We start from the raw sequence: 18,055 nt of genomic DNA on the forward strand, positions 1-18,055 counted from the left end.
TAAATTTATATTAGTTCTTACATCATTCGTAAGGGGCTTTTGGGCACCTTGAATTTTTTATTTTTTAAACACAATCTGAGCATCAACAATGACTAAACTCTCAAAATTAACACTAGCACTTATGCTTGGTGGTGCAGCAAGCACTTCTCACGCAGCCGATCTTGACACACTGCAAAACCAATTAAAGCAACTTAAGCAACAAATGCAGTTGCTTGAACAGCAGCTCGCTGATGAAAAATCAAAGCAAAGCCAAATCAACAAGCAACACCAACAACAAGTTGCCGAAATCAGTAAAAAAGCCGACAACAAAGAAGTTGTTGTTGCACAAGCTGCGCCAGAGCAAGAAGACGAAGGCATTAAAATTGGCGGTGCCGTACGCTTTAACTACAGCACTAATTCATACGATGAAGACACGCAAGACCGTGGCGGCGATTTAGACTTTGAAGTATTTCGCATTAACTTATCAGGCGAAATTAGCGATATTTCTGTAAATGGTGATTTTCGTTTTTACGATTACATGACCATTGTTAAGTATGCATACTTAGGTTACGAATTTACAGATGGCTGGGAAGCGCAAGCCGGTATTGCACCTGTACCGTTTGGTAACGGCCCATACAACTCACACAGCTACTTTTTTAGCACTAACTACTACGTTGGCCTAGAAGACGACTTCGATTTAGGTGTAACAGTAAACCGCAAACTTAAAGACAATTGGAAACTAGATCTGGGCTTTTTCAAAAATGATGAAGTAGGCGGTGTTGATGGCAGCTCAGAAGTTAACGAACGTTACTCTTTCGATATTGTAGGTAGCCGTGCAACAACCGAAGGCACATACGATGCCCCTGGTTCTCGCCTTGGTGAATACAACACCTTTGCTGGTCGTACAGTGTATCAAATTGAGCATGGCGAAAACGCTAAAACAGATGTGGGTATATCACTTTTAAGTGGTGGCCTACATGATGGTAACGACCGCGCTGGTAACTACGGTGCATGGGCGTTCCACGTAAACAGCCAAATTAATAACTGGAATATTCAATTTCAGCACGGCGAATACGACTACGACCTAGACGACAACAGCAACCGTTTTGTAGTTGGCGCATTTGATTACTACGATACCGTATCAAGCGAAGCAACGATGACTAACTTCAACGTAGCATACGACCTATCACTTGATTGGGGCCCAGTAACTGGCGTGCAATTTTATAACGACTACGGCATTATTTACGACAAATCTGACGACAGCGCAAACACGTGGATGAACGTAACCGGTATGAGTGTATCGGCAGGCCCGTTATTTACCTACTTTGACTTTATTCAAGCGCGTAACCAGCCATTTATTGGCGGAACAATTATTGGTGATGGCGACACAGAACGTCGCTTTAACATTAACGTAGGTTACTACTTCTAAATAAGTAAAACATATTTGGTATTTTAAAAGGGCAAACTTAGTTTGCCCTTTTTTGCATTTATAGGGTTAGATTTTACAACGATTTGGCCTACAATCCTAACTAACAACCCTTACTTAAAAGAGCCTAAGTGAATATAAAAGCAGTATTTATTTGTTATAAAAACTTATGGCTTAAAGCGCTTGGTTTATTACTTGTTGCGCTTGGCATTATTGGTATTGTGCTGCCCGTTATGCCTACTACCATTTTTTTTATTCTTGCGCTTACCTGCTTTACTCGCTCATCGCCGGCGCTTGAACATTGGCTGCTTAACCACCCTCGTTACGGCGTTACCTTACAACAATGGCAAGCGCATAAAGTAGTGCCAGTTAAAGCAAAATGCTACGCCGCAATTGGTATGTTAATTGGCTTTGTGTTTTTACTTTACTCAAGCACCCCTGTTTGGGTTATTTACCTTGTTGGCGTAATTGAAATAGCTGTAATGATTTACCTAATTTTAAGGCCCTCGCACCCGCCTAGCGCTAAATAGTCACCCCTTTTGTTTGCACACATCGTTTAGCCAAAATTTAATGTAAAGTTAAGTAAGTAAATTTGTAATAGTTAATGCAAATGATTATCATATTGTAACTTTAACTTAATTACTGTTTTTATGGCGTTTATTAATAAGCGTGCTTTGTACAGCACAAGCCGTGCACTGCATATTTATATTTCTACAGCTTTGTTTTTTTTGCTTATTTTATTTTGTGTTAGCGGCATTGTGCTTAACCATGTTGATTGGCTTAAAGACGATAAAAATAATGGGCAAGTAACTGCGACTATTCCAGCAAAATTAGTCACAAAAGCGAATGCACAACTAGACTCCCTGCCAACGCTTTATCCAGACATAGAAACGTTTCTTGCTGAGCAATACTCTTTAACCAACGTTAAAAGTATTGAGTGGGAAAAAGAAGACGCACTGGTTATGCTCGATTACCCACTACCCGCAGGTTTTGCTTACGCAGAGCTTGATTTTACAACTGGCGAACTAAAGTTAGATTACCAAACCGGTGGTTTTTTAAGCCTAATTGGCGACTTACATAAAGGTCGCTACACCGGTGAGGTATGGAGCTGGGTTATTGATATTTCAGCAGTATTGATGATTATTTTTTCAATCACTGGGATGATTATTTTATTTCAAAACAGAAAAAAACGCTTAGCAGGAATATGGATAACCGTTTTAGGCATTGCAACGCCTTTGGTTATTTACCTATGTTGGGTGCCACAAATTAAAGGAGTGTCTTAATGTTAAAAGCAAGTACGGTACTAAGCGCAGCATTATTAATGGTTGCCGCATTATTTCAAGCAACTGCGCAGGCGCAAACGCCACAGTTAGAGATTGAACTCACCCTACCCGATTTAGATGTACAACCTTACCACCGCCCTTACGTAGCTGTTTGGCTAGAAACGCCAAAGCGTAAACACGTAACTACGCTTGCGCTATGGGTACAAAAAGCAGAATGGTTTAAAGATTTACGCCAATGGTGGCGTAAAGCGGGTAAAACCGACATTAACTTTGACGGTATAAGCGGTGCAACTAAGCGTGCTGGTACTTACACCATTGACTGGCAAGGTAAAGATTTAGACGGCAATGCCGTAAAACCTGGCAAATACCTTTTAAACATTGAAGTTGTACGCGAAGAAGGCGGCCGTGATTACAGCCGTGTAGAACTTGATTTATCACAAGCTGGCAAAGTGACCATTGAAGGTAAAAAAGAATTTTCAACCAGTTTTGTCACCGTAAGCACTAAGTAGCTGCTACTTAATCATTTGAATTTAAGGAAATACAATGAAAATTAATTTATTAAAAACAGCTTTAATTGGCGCACTTAGCTTATCGGCGCTGGTATCTACATCGGCAAACGCGCATAGCCGCTGGTTACTGCCATCTCACACGTCACTTTCTGGTGACAAAGCGCACTACGTAATGATTGACGCGAGTATTTCTAACGAAATATTTGCACCCGACAAAGCCTTTAAGCCAAAAGAAAAAGGCGCAGAGTACGACGACACACTACTAATGGCCCTTGCACCAAACGGTGAAAAAGTATCTGACACCATTCGTGCTTATTACCTAAAGCGTAAAAGCTCAGCAGCGGTAAGCCTAAAAGAAGAAGGCACTTACCACATTGCCATGACGCAAAAACCAATGTACATGACCTTTTACAAAAACGAAGAAGGTAAGCGCAAGCGCGTATTTGGTAAAAAGTCAGATGCTAAATTACCAAGCAACGCAAAAGATGTAACCACAACTAAGGTTATTTCTACAGTAGATACATTTGTAAGCCGTAACGGTACTTCTAAGCCTGCACAACTTGGTTTAGGCCTTGAGCTTAGCGGCCCAACACATCCAAACGATTTATTTGTTGGCGAGCAAGCACGTTTTCAGTTACTACAAGATGGTAAGCCTGCAGGCTCTGGCATTGAAGTAAGCATTTTAAAAGGCGATACACGCTACCGTAACGAACGTGGCGAAGTAAAGGTAACAACCGACAAAAACGGCATGTTTAGCACAACATGGAAAGAGCCAGGCCTATACCTAATCGAAACCTCTAACAAAGTTAAAGTAAACGAAGAAGGTGTAGACGCAGGACGTTACTCTTTATTTACTACGCTTGAAGTAGCGCCTGAATAATTTTTCACGCAATTTACACTATAAATTAAGGCCAAGTTAAAAACTTGGCCTTTTTTGTTTTTTTAAAAAACCTACAACTTACCTTGAATTTGCAGCCATTCGACACAAGATTGCAACTCGAGCGATCTAAACATCTACAACGGGCGTAAATTGTCATTTTAGTTGTTAACAACTTAGAATAACTTAGACAGTTTTTATCTTTGCACACAAGTAGCGCCTTCTATATTATGCGCTCCTTTTAAAATCAATAGTCAGCAGCCCTTAAGGGAATCAACATCATGTTAAAGCAATTATCAGCTAAAAAAGTAGCACTTAGTCTGGCCGTTACCTCTGCGCTTGGCGCGTCTTATTCTCCTGCAATTGCCGCAGAACAAGATACTCAAGCACAAGAAAGTATTGAAGTGATTTCGGTTACCGGTACCCGCAGAAGCCTGCGTAGTATTGCCGAAAGTACCGTACCTGTAGATATTATTACCAGCGGCGATATGCAAAGTACGGGTCAGCTAGAAATAAGCCAAGTATTAGCAAACCAAGTGCCTAGTTTTAACTACCCAAGTGCAACACTTGCAGATGGCACCGACCATGCAAAACCTGCTGTACTACGTGGTTTAGCACCCGATCACACCCTAGTACTTATTAATGGTAAACGCCGTCACTCAGGCGCCTTATTAAACCTAGGTGGCACAGTAGGTCGTGGTTCTACAGCGGTTGATTTAAACATGATCCCAACATCAGCCATTAAACGCGTAGAAGTACTACGTGATGGCGCAGCAGCGCAATACGGTTCTGATGCTATTGCCGGTGTAATTAACATTGTACTTAAAGATGCCACCGAAGGCGGCAGCGTAAGCGTAACCTACGGTGAATACGACACGCAAATGGCAGGTGTACCTCAGCTAGAAAGCACCTACGCCGACGCCGATGGCAACCTTGCTTTTAATACCGGTGCCGACCGCGAAGTAAACGACGGCGCAAGCCGTACAATTAGCGCAAACTCGGGTTTTGAGCTTTTAGATAACGGCTTTGTAAACGTATCTATTGAGTACCGCGATAACGACTCTACACAGCGCTCTGGTTTTGATCCACGCGAGCAATACGATCGCCTAGAAGATGGCAGCCTAGACCCACGCGAATTTACCATCGACCGATACAATCACCGTTTTGGTAAAGCAGACCTTGAAGACTACGCACTGTTTTACAACATGGGTTACGACTTTGATAACGGCTATAACCTGTACTCGTTTGGTAGCTACTCAAAACGTGAAGGCAACTCAGGTGGTTTTTACCGCCGTGCAAAAGACAGCCGCAACGTGTTAGAAGTGTACCCAGACGGCTTTTTACCGCAAATTGAAACCGACGTACAAGATTACTCATTTGCCTTAGGTCTGCAAGGCGAAACAGGCGAATGGACATGGGATGTAAGTACTAACTACGGCCGTAACGACTTTGGCTTTGGCGTTGTAAATAGTATAAATACATCGCTAGGTGCCGACAGCCCAACCGAATTTGACAACGGCGCACTGGTTTATGACCAATTTTTAGTTAACACCACAGCAAATACAACCTTTGATTTTGGCTTACCTGACGACGTATTTTTTACAGTAGGTGCAGAGTACCGCCACGAAAGCTACAAAATTGAGCAAGGCGAAGAAGCCTCTTACATTACTGCGCTTGATAGCGACGGCAACCCAATCGCAGCCGGTGGTGCACAAGTACTTGCAGGTTTTAGCCCGCAAAGCGTTACTGATAGAAGCCGCCATAATGTTGCTTTATTTGTAGAATTTGATACTTACCTAACAGAAGATTGGAACCTAGTTTTAGCCGGACGTTACGAAGACTACACCGACTTTGGCGATACGTTTACCTCTAAACTTGCGTCGCGTTACAGCATTAACGAAAACCTATCGCTGCGCGGTGCAATCAGTACAGGTTTCCGTGCACCATCACTTGCACAAAGCTCGTACCAACAAATATCTACCGTACTTGAGAACAACCAACCGTTTGAAGTTGGTTTATTCCCAACCGATTCAACAGCAGCGCAAGCACTTGGTGCAGAGCAGTTAGATGCTGAAGAATCAGTCAACGTAACGGCTGGCTTTATGTACACGCAAGGCAGCTTTAGCCTAACTGTAGATGCATACCGCATAGATATTGATGACCGTATTGTATTGTCTGAAAATCTAGAGGGCGATGCTGTAGTAGAAATACTGCAAAATGCCGGCGAGCTAAATACAGAAAGTGTACGTTACTTTACTAACGCTATCGACTCGCGCACGCAAGGTGTTGATATTGTTGCTACCTACAACTTAGATTTAAGCGATTTAGGTGACCTACGCTTAAACGTAGCCGCTAACTTTAACGATACCGAAGTAACACACGTAGACGACAACCCAAGCGAGTTAAACTCACTCGGCGACGACTACGTGGTATTTGCACGCCGTGAAGTAGGCCGCTTTGAAGAAGGCACACCAGATAGCAAATGGAACCTATCGGCGGTGTGGAACTTTAACGAATGGCAAACTACCCTGCGCGCAACACGCTACGGTGAAGTGGCTGATATTTCAACCACCGCAGCGGGCGACGAATACCTAGATCCTAAATGGATCACCGACCTAGAAGTGGCCTACCGTCCAGACGCAACATGGAAATTTGCCTTAGGCGCAAACAACTTGTTCGATCAGTACCCACAAGCAACGGTAGATAACATTGGTTACTCTGATTTTGGCCAAATATTTCCATACAGCCCATACGCACCTTACGGACTAGACGGGCGTTTCTTGTACGGTAATATTACTTACAGCTTTTAATAAATAACCTAAAAGCAAACACTTAAAAAGGATGCCATGTGCATCCTTTTTGCTAACTTTTAGTGTTTTTAACCACTTATTAGTAAGTCCACCTTTCATAAACACATCTCATCATAATAAAATCAACAACTTATAGTTGGTCTCGTTTTTGCTCTACTATGCTTATACAAAACAAGCATAAATAACAAACACAAAGGACTAATCATGAGCTCATCAACTGTATCTAACATTACAAAACCACTTTCACTTATTGGCGGCATTTTATTATTAAGCGGCTGTGTATTTCATATATCGCCAAGCGTTGCCTCAGTAAAACAAACTCAGCAGTTATCACTGCCAAGCAATAACCTAGAATCTTTAAACGTATTAAGCGGCCCAGGCTCTCTTGAAATAAAAGGCTCGCCCAATGCCACCAGCATCAGCGTAGATGCCACAATTTTTACCGCCGACATTGACGACGAATACGAGCTGACGCTCGAGCAAGATGGTAAACAGGCAAAACTTGTTGCCCTAAATAAAAGCCGCATTGGTCTTAGTTTTTACAGCGGCCAATCTCCACATATAGATGTAATTGTAACCGTGCCAAGCAACTTATACCTAGATATTGATGATGGCTCTGGCGACATTGTTATAAGCGCTATGCAAAATAACATTAACGTAGAAGATGGCTCTGGCAGCTTATCTATAAACAGCGCTAAAAACCTTACCATTGAAGATGGCTCAGGCGATATAACCCTTGAAAACATCACCGGTAACTTAGCGCTTACCGATGGCTCTGGCAGCGTAAATATTAATAATGTTAGCGGTAACGCCGAAGTTGATGATGGCTCAGGCGATATGCGCATTAGCAATGTGCGCGGCACGTTAAATGTTGAAGACGGCTCAGGCAGCATTGCTATTAAAAATATTAATGGTGCCGTTGATGTAGACGATAATTCAGGCGATTTAGTTATCGAGCACGTGCAAGCAAGCGTCACCATTGAAGATGGCTCGGGCAATATTCGTGTAAATCATGCTAAAGGGCTTACCATTACCGAATCGGGCTCTGGCGATGTAAGCATTGATAATATTAGCGGCCCTGTAAAAGTAGCCGATTAATTATGACTAAATGATCCATTTTCAGCCACATGACCCATTGTATTTTTAAAGCCACTAAGCCATGCTAAAAGCCTTGATGTTATTAGGATATACGCGTGTTAGAAATAGCTTTAATTTACTTAGCGGCGGCCATAGTGGCTGTACCTATTGCCAAACGAGTCGGCCTTGGCTCGGTACTTGGTTATTTAATTGCAGGCATACTTATTGGCCCTTACGCCTTAGGTATTGTGGGCGATCAAACTGATGTAATGCACTTTGCCGAGTTTGGCGTAGTGATGATGCTGTTTTTGGTGGGCCTTGAGTTACAACCCGCCCGTTTATGGAAGCTACGCCATTCAATATTAGGGCTTGGCGGCTTGCAGGTCGTACTTACCGCCGCGGCTATTTTTGCGTTTTGTTACTGGTTTTTTGCCATGCACTGGCAAACTGCCCTCGCGATTGGTTTAATGCTGGCGCTTTCATCAACCGCTATTGTGCTGCAAAGCCTTGAAGAAAAAGGCTGGCTAAAACAAGAAGCCGGGCAAAATGCGTTTTCGGTTTTACTGTTTCAAGACATCGCCATTATTCCTATTTTAGCGCTACTGCCGCTACTTGCATTTGCACCGCAAAGTAGCTCAAAAGGCATTAGCGACTCCATTATTGCAGGCTGGCCGGTATGGCAACAAGTGGGCGTATCAGTAGCCGTTATCGCCGCTATTATTGCCGGCGGTAAATATATCTCAGCGCCGCTATTTAGATACATTGCACAAACCCACATGCGCGAAATATTTACTATTTTTGCGCTGTTTTTAGTAGTGGCCATAGCGCTAGTGATGCAAAGTATTGGTTTATCACCTGCACTCGGTACGTTTTTAGCCGGTGTAGTGCTTGCCGAAAGCGAATTTAGACACGAGCTCGAAGCCGATATAGAACCCTTTAAAGGCCTACTTTTAGGGTTGTTTTTTATTACCGTGGGCGCATCAATCAACTTTGAATTACTAGCGGATGAATTTACAACCGTTATTGCACTCGTTGCGCTGCTTATTGTAGTAAAAGCCTGCATTTTATTTGCCCTTGCCATCACATTTAATATTAGTAAAAAGCAGCGTTTACTGTTTGCCTTAGCGCTGGCACAAGGCGGCGAATTTGCCTTTGTACTTTTAAGTGTAACCACTACATTAAGCATATTAACGCCAGAGCAAACAAGCCTAGTGACATTAGTGGTGGCTGTTTCAATGTTGGTTGCACCATTGTTATTAATGGTTTACGAGCAGCTACAAAAACGCACCAGTAACAGCGCGCCTGAGTTCGACAAGCCTGAGCAAATTAGCACAGCAAAACACGTAATTATTGCGGGCTACGGTCGTTTTGGGCAAATTATGGGCCGTTTACTGCACGCGCAAGGCTACGACATTACTGTACTTGATCACAGCCCAAGCCAAATAGAACTCCTACGCCGCTTTGGTAATACCGTATTTTATGGTGATGCTGCCCGCCAAGAACTCCTTGAAGCCGCAGGCGCGCACACCGCACAAATGTTGGTAGTCGCAATAGACGATGCAGATAAAACCCTCGAGATTATTAAACTTGCGCATAAAAACTACCCACACCTTAAAATTGTTGCCCGCGCAATCGACCGTCGCCATGCGTATCAAATGCTTAACTTAAAAGTAGATGCCTTTAACCGTGAAACAGTCGACTCAGCCATTAACCTCGCGGTAGAGGCACTTGAGCTGTTAGGTAACAATAAAGAAGATGCCGAGCGCGCCGGAAAACTTTTTAGAGACCACGACCGCGCTGCGGTTGTGCAACTTGCCGAGCTGTGGGGCGACGACGCCAGCTACGGCGTAGCCGTGCGCCAACGTATGGAAGATTTAAAACAGGTACTGCAGCAAGACAAGCAAGCGCAAAGTGATTTAAATACCTGCGAACACGGCGACTGCGAAGACGGCCTAACAGAGCTAGCTGATAGACCTAAGAAGGCTGATGATTCTCATCTTGAGTAGTGTCAGATAGTTAGAATTAAGATAATAGCAGATCATGATATTGCCTCGCTGAGAGGCAATGCTTTCTAAAAAATTAACTTCCTATGTTATTCAACCTCAAAGAATCCACCTTCATCCCCTTTAAACTTTTCTTTATTTTTATCGCTAGACACCTCAAGCTCTTTATCTAAGTCATCACTCATAGGCCAACCAGCATCTATAAAGCCCAAAAAATCCCCGATAGCAACCCAACCAACAACCTTTATTGAGTCAGCTTTAAGCCACTTATCGCCATCCCAATTAAGGTAATCGTAAGAACCGAACCCAGTTTTATAACTAGACGCAACAAAGTATAAACCAGGCTGAACAGGGTTTGAATTTTCAACCCAATCTACCGGCACATTCACTTTTTTCATTATTTTATTCTCCACACTTTTTCCTCGTGAATATAAACCAGTAGGCCACAGCCACAATAGCTGAGCTATAAGCATAGATAAATAACACCCCAAGCTCTGATTTACTGGTTAACAATACTATGAACGTGGGAACTAAACTTAAAGGGAGTAAAAAACGAAGTTTGAATTTATTAAAATGTTGAAGCAACAAAGCTATCGGCAAACCATAAAAAAGAGTTAAAAATGCAGCTAAAAGCCAGCCAACAAAAGTCATTATAATCCAAGCTTCAAAGCCAGTTGTAGAGACCACGTAACCAGTAGCAAACGAATAACTATATAAAATTAGAAATGCCACCAATAGTGCAGGAAAAACTACAAATGGAGCCATACAACAAGCCTGTATGTTTTTTCGTGTCTTCTGGCTAAATGTGTTCATGGTAAATTACTCAAAGAGGCATTAATGCCTTTGTATAAAAAACTAATGAATAAATTTAAGTGCTCTATCATTAAGTTTTATAAAGCATTTCTATGAACCTGTATTAATATCAAATAGAGTAAATTATTGCCAACTATAAATATTATGCGGCTAATGGTGTGTGTTTTATAAAAATGGGAAAGAGTTTGCGGTATTACTTGGGCGGGAATGGCTTAAATTAATCTACTTTTAAATACCTACTTGTAGCTCATAACTGTCATCCTTCCAGCTATGAGCTACTACATTTATAAACGCTAAACCTAGTGGTGGTGCCCACCTTGAATCGCTTTACCTTGCTGGTTATAAAACCCTGTTGCGCTGTGTTCTATAAAACCAAGGTTGATCATTTTTGCTAAAAACGGGTCGTTTTCGTTATCGCCAATATCGGCGTAGTCGGTGGTTTGGAAGCGATCCCATTTGGCAAACTGTGCAGTTATTTCTGCTTTATTACTGCTTACATTATTTAAGTTAAGCGCAGTGTGAGTGTGGTTTTTTTTATTGGTTACGCTAAAGCTTTTAACCAAATTCGACTTGGTAAATAAAGCGAGTTTAAATTGGTTATCGCCCTCAGAAAGGGCGTAGTTTTTTACCTCATCGCAGCCGCTGCCTTGGGTGTTAACTAGGGTCATTTTTTCGATTAAATGCGCATCCACCAGCTGGTTTTTAGCACTCCAATTTTGTATGCCACGTACCTCGGATGGCTGATACTCAATACCCCGTTGCTCGGCATTAAAATAACGAATTGGGCGAATTTGCTTGTTAGCTAAGTGCTGCCAAAGCTCGGTTATAACCTCACGTTGGTGCGCTACTTGCGAGTTATTACGCCAAAGCGTTAGTGACTGTGTGCTTTGCTCATGGTTATGAGTATTGGTAATTTTATAGTCGGCTTTTAACTGTGCGCTATCAATATCACATTGCTGCGCTAACGTGCTGGTACTGGCAAGCGTTGCCATTAAAAATAATGCGAGTTTCATTAAATTATCTCTTTTTAAACATCACTGTAATAGCCATACAATAACGACTTACAATGGCATTTTTATGACATAAAAAAACAACTCGCACAGGGTACGAGTTGTTTTTAAACATACAAGTTAGCGGCTTACTGCGTTACTTTTTCGTCGGCTGTTTTAACTAAATCAGCCGCAAAGTCCATTACATGGAATAAAAAGCTTTGCTCATTAGTGCCTGTTACTAAATGAGCGCCTGGGCCCATTGCGTATACACCCACATCTTCACCTGCGTGAGTTTCTGAGCCAAGTGGTACAAGTGCCTCTTGGTGAAAGCCCGGTGCAGTTGTATCAACGTCTGATAAATCTACACGCCCAGTAACAGGTGCAAATGCATAACCCGCATCGGCATCGGTTTCATCGCCTAAATCCCTAAAGCCGCCACCGTTGGTGTAGCCCACTGTGGTGTATGGCATATCGTCGGCAGCTAGGCTTGGCTCGGTTTCGCCTACGGCAACAACTTTACCTAATATTGGGTTACCACGTTTAGGGTAGCCTGCAATAGTAAATACGTGGCTGTGATCGGCAGTGACTACTATTAGCGTTTCTTCTGGGTTAGTGTTTTCCATTGCCACTTGCACAGCTTTTGCAAACTCTACTGTGTCGTTTAGAGCATTGTAGGCATTACCCGCATGGTGAGCGTGGTCAATACGCCCTGCTTCTACCGATAAGAAAAAGCCATTGTCGTTGTTATCTAGTACGTTAATTGCTTTTTCGGTCATTTCGCTAAGTGAAGGCTCGCCCGCTACATCGTTTGCGCGGTCGGCTTCGTATTGCATGTGCGATTCGTTAAATAAACCAAATACTTTAGTGGCATCGTCGCTGATTGCATCAAAACCAGTTTGGTCCATAACGTATGTGCCACTTGGGTAAGTTGTTTGCCACTCGGTTACTAGGTTGCGGCCATCAGTACGATCGCCTTCTACTGCGCTAACTGCATCGGCTGAGTTTGCTGCGGCATCTTTAGGTAAAAAGTGACGTCGTCCACCGCCCATTACTACGTCTATGCCATCTACATCAATACCAGCAAAGCGCGCTTCTAGGTTGGCTTCAAAGTTTACTAGTTGCGATGCAATATCTTCACAGGCTTCAGTGCCCTCTGGCATATCTGAGTTATCTTCCCAGTTACGGTCAGCCGATTTAGCATACGTTGCTGCAGGGGTTGCATGGGTAATACGTGCGGTTGAAATAAGGCCAGTTGCTTTACCGGCAATTTCTGCAAGTTCTAGCGAGGTCACTAGCTCATTACCTTGGGCTGTTGAACACACACCGCGTTCAATGTCTTCATCTACGCCAATTACGCCCACATCGGTTTTAACACCCGACACCATTGCCGTCATTGTGCCTGCCGAATCTGGCGTTTGTGCATCTACATTGTAAGTTTTAACAAAACCTGAGTACGGCATTTTTTCAAAGCTTAGCTGGTAGTCTTCACCTAAGCCGCCTTCAAGCTGGCCTGCTAAAATACGTGCAGCCGTTACGGTAGAAATACCCATACCGTCGCCTACAAATAAAATAACGTTTTTAGCTTTACCCGACTCGGTAACCACACTTGCATTTGCTTGCTGTGTTTTTTCAAGCTGTGCTTGTGCACCACTAAACCATGCATTGCTTGTTAGTGATGCAAGTTGCTCGCTGGTAAGTGATGTAGCAGGTGCATTACACACTAAATTAGAAGAGGTCACTTCGTCGCTATCTAGCACGCCGTTGCCGTTTGTATCTACGCCGGTTTGGGTTTCTACACCACCATTAACACATTGCTCTGAGCCTACTGCAATAGTGTTATCTACCGCGAGAATATTATTTTCGTCTTTGTCGTCGTCACTGCAACCTGCAAGCGCGACCATTACTGCTAAAGAAAGTACTGTTAATTTGTTCATGTTAGCCGCCATTATTGCTGAGTTAGTTCAAGAGCTTGATCAATTAAATGAAATACTACGTTTTGCTCAATTACGCCTTGAGCTAGCTGCGCACCAGGGCCCTTTGCATGCAGCGAAATATCTTCACCAGCATGGGTTTCTGAGCCAAGGGGTACAGTGGCTTCTTGATGAAAGCCAGGTGTAGTAGTATCAACGCCTGTAAGCTCTACACGTCCAGCAACTGGAGCTGTTAAATAAGCGGCATCGGCATCTGTTTCATCAACTAAGTTTCTAAACCCTAAGCCATTTGCATAGCCCACTGTGGTGTAAGGCATGTCGTCGGCAGCAAGGCTTGGGGTGGTTTCGCCTACGGCAACTACTTGACCTAAAATTGGGTTACCGCGTTTAGGGTAGCCAGCAATTGTAAATACGTGGCTGTGATCGGCGGTGACTAAAATAAGGGTTTCTTCTGGGTTGGTGTTATCTACGGCAGCTTGTACTGCTTTTGCAAATTCTATGGTGTCGTTAAGTGCGTTGTAGGCATTACCCGCGTGGTGTGCGTGGTCAATACGGCCCGACTCAACCGTTAAGAAAAAACCGTTTTCGTTTTTGCCTAATACGTCAATCGCTTTGCTGGTCATTTCGCTTAATGAAGGCTCACCCGCTATATCGTTTGCGCGGTCTGCTTCGTATTGCATGTGCGATTCGTTAAATAAGCCAAACACTTTAGTGGCATCATCAGCAATGGCATCAAAGCCTGCTTGGTCCATAACATACGTACCTTGTGGGTATTGTGTTTGCCACTCAGTCACTAGGTTACGCTCATCTGTACGATCGCCTTCTACCTCACTTACTGCATCCGCTGAGTTAGCGGCAGCATCTTTTGGTAAAAAGTGACGACGTCCGCCACCCATTACAACGTCAAGGCCGTCAACATCGGTACCTACAAAACGGGCTTCTAGGTTTTTTTCAAAATTTACCAGCTGCGAGGCAATATCTTCACAGGCAGTTTCGGTTTCTGGCATGTCTGAGATATCTTCCCAGTTACGGTCTGCCGATTTAGCATACGTTGCCGCAGGTGTAGCGTGAGTAATACGCGCCGTTGAAACAATACCCGTTGCTAGGCCTTTAATTTCAGCAAGCTCAGTGGCTGTTAAAAGCTCATTGCCCGCAACTGTTGAACACACACCGCGCTCTATGTCCTCGTCTACACCAATTACGCCTACATCGGTTTTAACCCCTGAGATCATCGCGGTCATGGTGCCTGCAGAATCGGGGGTTTGCGCATCTACGTTATATGTTTTTACCTGTGCCGAGTACGGAAACTCTTCAAAGCTTAAATAACCTTCTTCACCTAGCTCACCCGCGCGCTGACCTTGTAAAATACGTGCTGCGGTAAGGGTAGATATACCCATGCCGTCGCCTACAAACAAAATAACGTTTTTAGCTTTTGTTGTGTTTTCATTTTGTGCTTGAGCCGTTTTAGCAGTTAACGTGGTTTGGGCATTGGTATACCAGCTACTACCTGTTTGGCTTTGTGGTAATACATTGGCATGGCTTGCTGTACTTAACATAAGCGTTAAGCCAACTGCCGCAGCAATTTTTTTAATTTTCATCCTTTATTATTCCCATAGTGTAGTGGTTGTTTTTGCTTGAAGCGTCTGCCTCAAATTAGTAACCGCAGCACTATAGAAAATAGATGTGACCTCTAAGCGTACTTTTAATGAAAAAAACATGACTAAAGCATTACAAAAATAAGACACAAAAAAAGCGCAGCGTTTAAAAACGCTGCGCTTAGCACAATTTACACAGGGATAAATTTATAACATTAAAAACGCGCCTTAAACGATACGCCAAAGTAGCGCTCGGCATCACGCGGAATTTGGTAACGGAAGTTGTCGCCACTGTAGGTTGTTGCGTAACTTTCGTCGGTTAGGTTTTTAGCAATAAGCGATACTCTAAATGCATCATCTTTAAACGATAAACCTACACTGGCATTTAAAATACCGTAATCAGGTAGTAACGCCGCGGGGTTAAACTCGCCTACATTATTTGGTAGGTCTGAGTATTGCTCGTCGGTGTAAATGTAAGAGCCGTTAATGTGAATATTAAAGTCGTGCTCTGTTTCAATAAAGTAATCAGCACTTAGTGAGTATTTTAAATCTGGCGAAAAAGGCACATCTAAGCCAGAGCGATCAGTACATGAACCCTCAGCTACTTCTGCCGGACAATTAAATTCGTCAATTTCAGCCTGAATGTACGCAATACCCCCGGTTAAAGTAAGTGAGTCGGTAGCCGCCCACATAAAGTCAACCTCAGCACCTTGCGTGCTTACATCACCGGCATTGGTTAAGCGGGTAATACAGGTACCGTCTGAACAGTCAAAGTTATTGGCTTGAAAGCCTTCAATTTCGGTTCTAAATACAGCAAAGTTAAATACAAAGTCGCGGCTTGCGTATTTATAGCCAAGCTCGTACGCATCTGACTCTTCTGGTGCAATTTCGCGGCTATCGTTATCAGGGTTAAAGTTATAGTACACGTTAAAACCAGGGCCTTTGTAGCCTTGCGAGTAAGTACCGTAAACCATTTGGCCATCGCCTAAATCGTATTGCATACCTAAACGACCTGACACATTGGTTTCTTCTGCACTGCCTGATTCATCAGTATTTAGTGCAGCTGAGCGTACACCTACACCGGTGCGACCAAATTCATCATTGCTTACGCGGCGGTGTGTGTACGACACTTCATCGTCGGTGTAGCGAATACCAAACAGTACGCGTAAATCTTCAGATAAATCGTAAGTACCATCGGCAAAGGCTGCCCAGTTGTTAAACTCGGTGCTCATATACGCGGTGGCCGATACAATATCGTTAGCATTACAGCTTACACCTAGGCTTTGCGTGTAAGTGTCTAAATCGGCCAATGCAGCATCAAGTTCTGCACCGGTTAAATTATTTTGTGCGTAATACGCCATGGCAGCGTCTAGCTGGCCTGCGTTATTTTGACAACTCGCGTCACGGGTAAAGTTACGTTGCGAGTCCATGTTCCAGTAAAATAAACCAGCCACATAGTTAAACGGGCCTGCTAGGTTAGAGGTCACTCTAAATTCTTGCGAAAACTGATCCCACTGCTGTGCACCTAAGTCGTGTAATTGAAATGGCGCGCCAAATACTGGCTCATTACTGTCGCCAGCAATCGAGGTAAAGTCGCCTTCGCGGTATTCGGTGTTATCCCACGAGCGCTGTGCTGTAATTGACGTATACGTGTAGTCGCCAATGGTTTTATCAACCTGTACCGAAAACGCGCTGTGTTCGTCAATTGTGCGCGACTCATAGTCGTGATCCACTTTGCGCTGGTCTAGGTCTATATCGGCAACACCATCAACAATGCCGTTGCTGTTAGGCGCAGCTTGCGAATCTGGGTTACGCCCACTTGGTAGGGCTTCTAAATCGGCACAACAGTCGTCGTCGGCGTTATAAAATTCGGCAATAAATTTAACGTTTAAATCATCGCTTGGCTCGTATTTAAATACAGCACGTGCACCTTCACGGTCGTAGCCGTTTACTTTTTCATTGTTGTAAACGTTATCAATGTAGCCATCAAACTTACCTTTAAATACGGTTAAGCTTGCTGCTAAATCATCGGTTAAACCGCCACTTACCACGCCTTTAAAGCGGTATTCGTTATCTTGATAAAATGAAGTTTCTACGCTGCCGGTTGTATCGTACGAAGGGTCTTTGGTTGTAATGTTTACCACACCCGCCGAGGCATTTTTACCAAATAAAGTACCTTGTGGGCCGCGCAGCACTTCAATGCGAGATACATCGTATAAATCGGCAAAAGCTTGACCAGAGCGGCCAAGTACCACGCCATCAACCACGGTTGCTACACTTGGCTCAGCGGCAATACTAAACGAAATAGTACCAATACCACGCACCGTTAGCGCTGAGTTACGCGTTGTTGTGCCTTTTCTAAAACTGACCGAAGGCACAAGTGACTGTAGGCCTTCCATGTTATTAGCAAATGCCGAATCTATCTGATCACTATTAAGTACAGACACCGCTAGCGGTACTTCGTTTAGGCTTTGCGTTCGTTTTTGTGAGGTTACAACAATTTTTTCAAACTTATCGTTATTGTTTTGCTCTGCTTGTTGTTCAGTTTGCTCTTGCTGCGCATGTGCTTGCGTGCTTAGCGCTAAACCCGTTGTCATTGCTAACGTGACTGCCAAGCTTAAGACGGACTTTTTAGCTCTCATGTCATTCTCCAAATTGTGCGTGTGTGCTGTTAAATTACCGCGCTAGCAAGTGTGTGGGTTGCTAAAAAGCGGTGCCAGAGTGTTGTAGTTATTTTCCTTATATCTCTTATGTCTTATA

14 protein-coding genes are annotated in these 18,055 nt (G+C 43.5%); 8 read left to right on the plus strand and 6 right to left on the minus strand.

Going from position 1 to position 18,055, the window contains the following annotated elements:
• The first annotated feature begins 88 nt into the window (after positions 1–88).
• The 8 genes from AN393_RS09030 to AN393_RS09065 all read left to right on the plus strand — a co-directional run bounded on the left by AN393_RS09030 (position 89) and on the right by AN393_RS09065 (position 9,967).
• On the plus strand, positions 89–1,408 hold the full coding sequence (locus AN393_RS09030; RefSeq protein ID WP_055015527.1) for a hypothetical protein: 1,320 nt from the start codon (positions 89–91) through the stop codon (positions 1,406–1,408).
• A 128-nt stretch (positions 1,409–1,536) separates the two neighbouring features.
• The gene (locus tag AN393_RS09035) at positions 1,537–1,935 is read left to right on the plus strand and encodes a YbaN family protein (protein ID WP_055017888.1); all 399 of its coding nucleotides are present in this window, start codon (positions 1,537–1,539) and stop codon (positions 1,933–1,935) included.
• 120 nt (positions 1,936–2,055) lie between these two features.
• Positions 2,056–2,688 carry a PepSY-associated TM helix domain-containing protein gene (locus AN393_RS09040; RefSeq protein WP_055017889.1) on the plus strand — a complete coding sequence of 211 codons (633 nt, stop codon included), beginning with the start codon at positions 2,056–2,058 and terminating at the stop codon, positions 2,686–2,688.
• Positions 2,688–3,197, plus strand: a complete 510-nt coding sequence (locus tag AN393_RS09045; protein ID WP_055017890.1) for a DUF2271 domain-containing protein — start codon at positions 2,688–2,690, stop codon at positions 3,195–3,197. The genes AN393_RS09040 and AN393_RS09045 overlap by 1 nt, the downstream gene beginning before the upstream one ends.
• Positions 3,198–3,231: 34 nt before the next feature.
• On the plus strand, positions 3,232–4,077 hold the full coding sequence (locus AN393_RS09050; RefSeq protein ID WP_055017891.1) for a DUF4198 domain-containing protein: 846 nt from the start codon (positions 3,232–3,234) through the stop codon (positions 4,075–4,077).
• A 278-nt stretch (positions 4,078–4,355) separates the two neighbouring features.
• Positions 4,356–6,884: a TonB-dependent siderophore receptor gene (locus tag AN393_RS09055; RefSeq protein ID WP_055017892.1), complete on the plus strand. Its 2,529-nt coding sequence runs from the start codon at positions 4,356–4,358 to the stop codon at positions 6,882–6,884.
• Positions 6,885–7,088: 204 nt separating this feature from the next.
• Positions 7,089–7,982 carry a DUF4097 family beta strand repeat-containing protein gene (locus AN393_RS09060; RefSeq protein ID WP_055017893.1) on the plus strand — a complete coding sequence of 298 codons (894 nt, stop codon included), beginning with the start codon at positions 7,089–7,091 and terminating at the stop codon, positions 7,980–7,982.
• Positions 7,983–8,077: 95 nt separating this feature from the next.
• Positions 8,078–9,967, plus strand: a complete 1,890-nt coding sequence (locus tag AN393_RS09065; protein ID WP_055017894.1) for a monovalent cation:proton antiporter-2 (CPA2) family protein — start codon at positions 8,078–8,080, stop codon at positions 9,965–9,967.
• Between the two features lie 86 nt (positions 9,968–10,053).
• On the opposite strand, the gene AN393_RS09070 is transcribed toward AN393_RS09065, so the two are convergent.
• The 6 genes from AN393_RS09070 to AN393_RS09095 all read right to left on the minus strand — a co-directional run bounded on the left by AN393_RS09070 (position 10,054) and on the right by AN393_RS09095 (position 17,937).
• Positions 10,054–10,362 carry a hypothetical protein gene (locus AN393_RS09070; protein WP_055017895.1) on the minus strand — a complete coding sequence of 103 codons (309 nt, stop codon included), beginning with the start codon at positions 10,360–10,362 and terminating at the stop codon, positions 10,054–10,056.
• A gap of 4 nt (positions 10,363–10,366) precedes the next feature.
• Entirely contained in the window at positions 10,367–10,729 is a 363-nt protein-coding gene (locus tag AN393_RS09075; RefSeq protein ID WP_055017896.1) for a hypothetical protein, read from the minus strand.
• 347 nt (positions 10,730–11,076) lie between these two features.
• The gene (locus AN393_RS09080) at positions 11,077–11,790 is read right to left on the minus strand and encodes a hypothetical protein (protein WP_055017897.1); all 714 of its coding nucleotides are present in this window, start codon (positions 11,788–11,790) and stop codon (positions 11,077–11,079) included.
• Between the two features lie 125 nt (positions 11,791–11,915).
• Positions 11,916–13,703, minus strand: a complete 1,788-nt coding sequence (locus AN393_RS09085) for an alkaline phosphatase (protein ID WP_055017921.1) — start codon at positions 13,701–13,703, stop codon at positions 11,916–11,918.
• Between the two features lie 11 nt (positions 13,704–13,714).
• A complete protein-coding gene (locus tag AN393_RS09090; RefSeq protein ID WP_055017898.1) occupies positions 13,715–15,298 on the minus strand; it encodes an alkaline phosphatase in 1,584 nt (527 codons plus the stop codon).
• A 212-nt stretch (positions 15,299–15,510) separates the two neighbouring features.
• Entirely contained in the window at positions 15,511–17,937 is a 2,427-nt protein-coding gene (locus AN393_RS09095; protein WP_055017899.1) for a TonB-dependent receptor, read from the minus strand.
• Positions 17,938–18,055 lie beyond the last annotated feature (118 nt).

The sequence above is a fragment of the Pseudoalteromonas sp. P1-25 genome (assembly GCF_001401805.1).
Classification (GTDB): domain Bacteria; phylum Pseudomonadota; class Gammaproteobacteria; order Enterobacterales; family Alteromonadaceae; genus Pseudoalteromonas.

What these genes read in the sequence shown, in the direction of transcription:
- AN393_RS09030 (WP_055015527.1), top strand. Translation starts at nt 89, where the DNA reads ATGACTAAACTCTCAAAATTAACACTAGCACTTATGCTTGGTGGTGCA.
- AN393_RS09050 (WP_055017891.1), top strand. Translation starts at nt 3,232, where the DNA reads ATGAAAATTAATTTATTAAAAACAGCTTTAATTGGCGCACTTAGCTTA.
- AN393_RS09075 (WP_055017896.1), bottom strand. Translation starts at nt 10,729, where the DNA reads ATGGCTCCATTTGTAGTTTTTCCTGCACTATTGGTGGCATTTCTAATT.
- AN393_RS09095 (WP_055017899.1), bottom strand. Translation starts at nt 17,937, where the DNA reads ATGAGAGCTAAAAAGTCCGTCTTAAGCTTGGCAGTCACGTTAGCAATG.
- AN393_RS09060 (WP_055017893.1), top strand. Translation starts at nt 7,089, where the DNA reads ATGAGCTCATCAACTGTATCTAACATTACAAAACCACTTTCACTTATT.
- AN393_RS09045 (WP_055017890.1), top strand. Translation starts at nt 2,688, where the DNA reads ATGTTAAAAGCAAGTACGGTACTAAGCGCAGCATTATTAATGGTTGCC.
- AN393_RS09040 (WP_055017889.1), top strand. Translation starts at nt 2,056, where the DNA reads ATGGCGTTTATTAATAAGCGTGCTTTGTACAGCACAAGCCGTGCACTG.
- AN393_RS09085 (WP_055017921.1), bottom strand. Translation starts at nt 13,703, where the DNA reads ATGAACAAATTAACAGTACTTTCTTTAGCAGTAATGGTCGCGCTTGCA.
- AN393_RS09080 (WP_055017897.1), bottom strand. Translation starts at nt 11,790, where the DNA reads ATGAAACTCGCATTATTTTTAATGGCAACGCTTGCCAGTACCAGCACG.
- AN393_RS09055 (WP_055017892.1), top strand. Translation starts at nt 4,356, where the DNA reads ATGTTAAAGCAATTATCAGCTAAAAAAGTAGCACTTAGTCTGGCCGTT.
- AN393_RS09070 (WP_055017895.1), bottom strand. Translation starts at nt 10,362, where the DNA reads ATGAAAAAAGTGAATGTGCCGGTAGATTGGGTTGAAAATTCAAACCCT.
- AN393_RS09090 (WP_055017898.1), bottom strand. Translation starts at nt 15,298, where the DNA reads ATGAAAATTAAAAAAATTGCTGCGGCAGTTGGCTTAACGCTTATGTTA.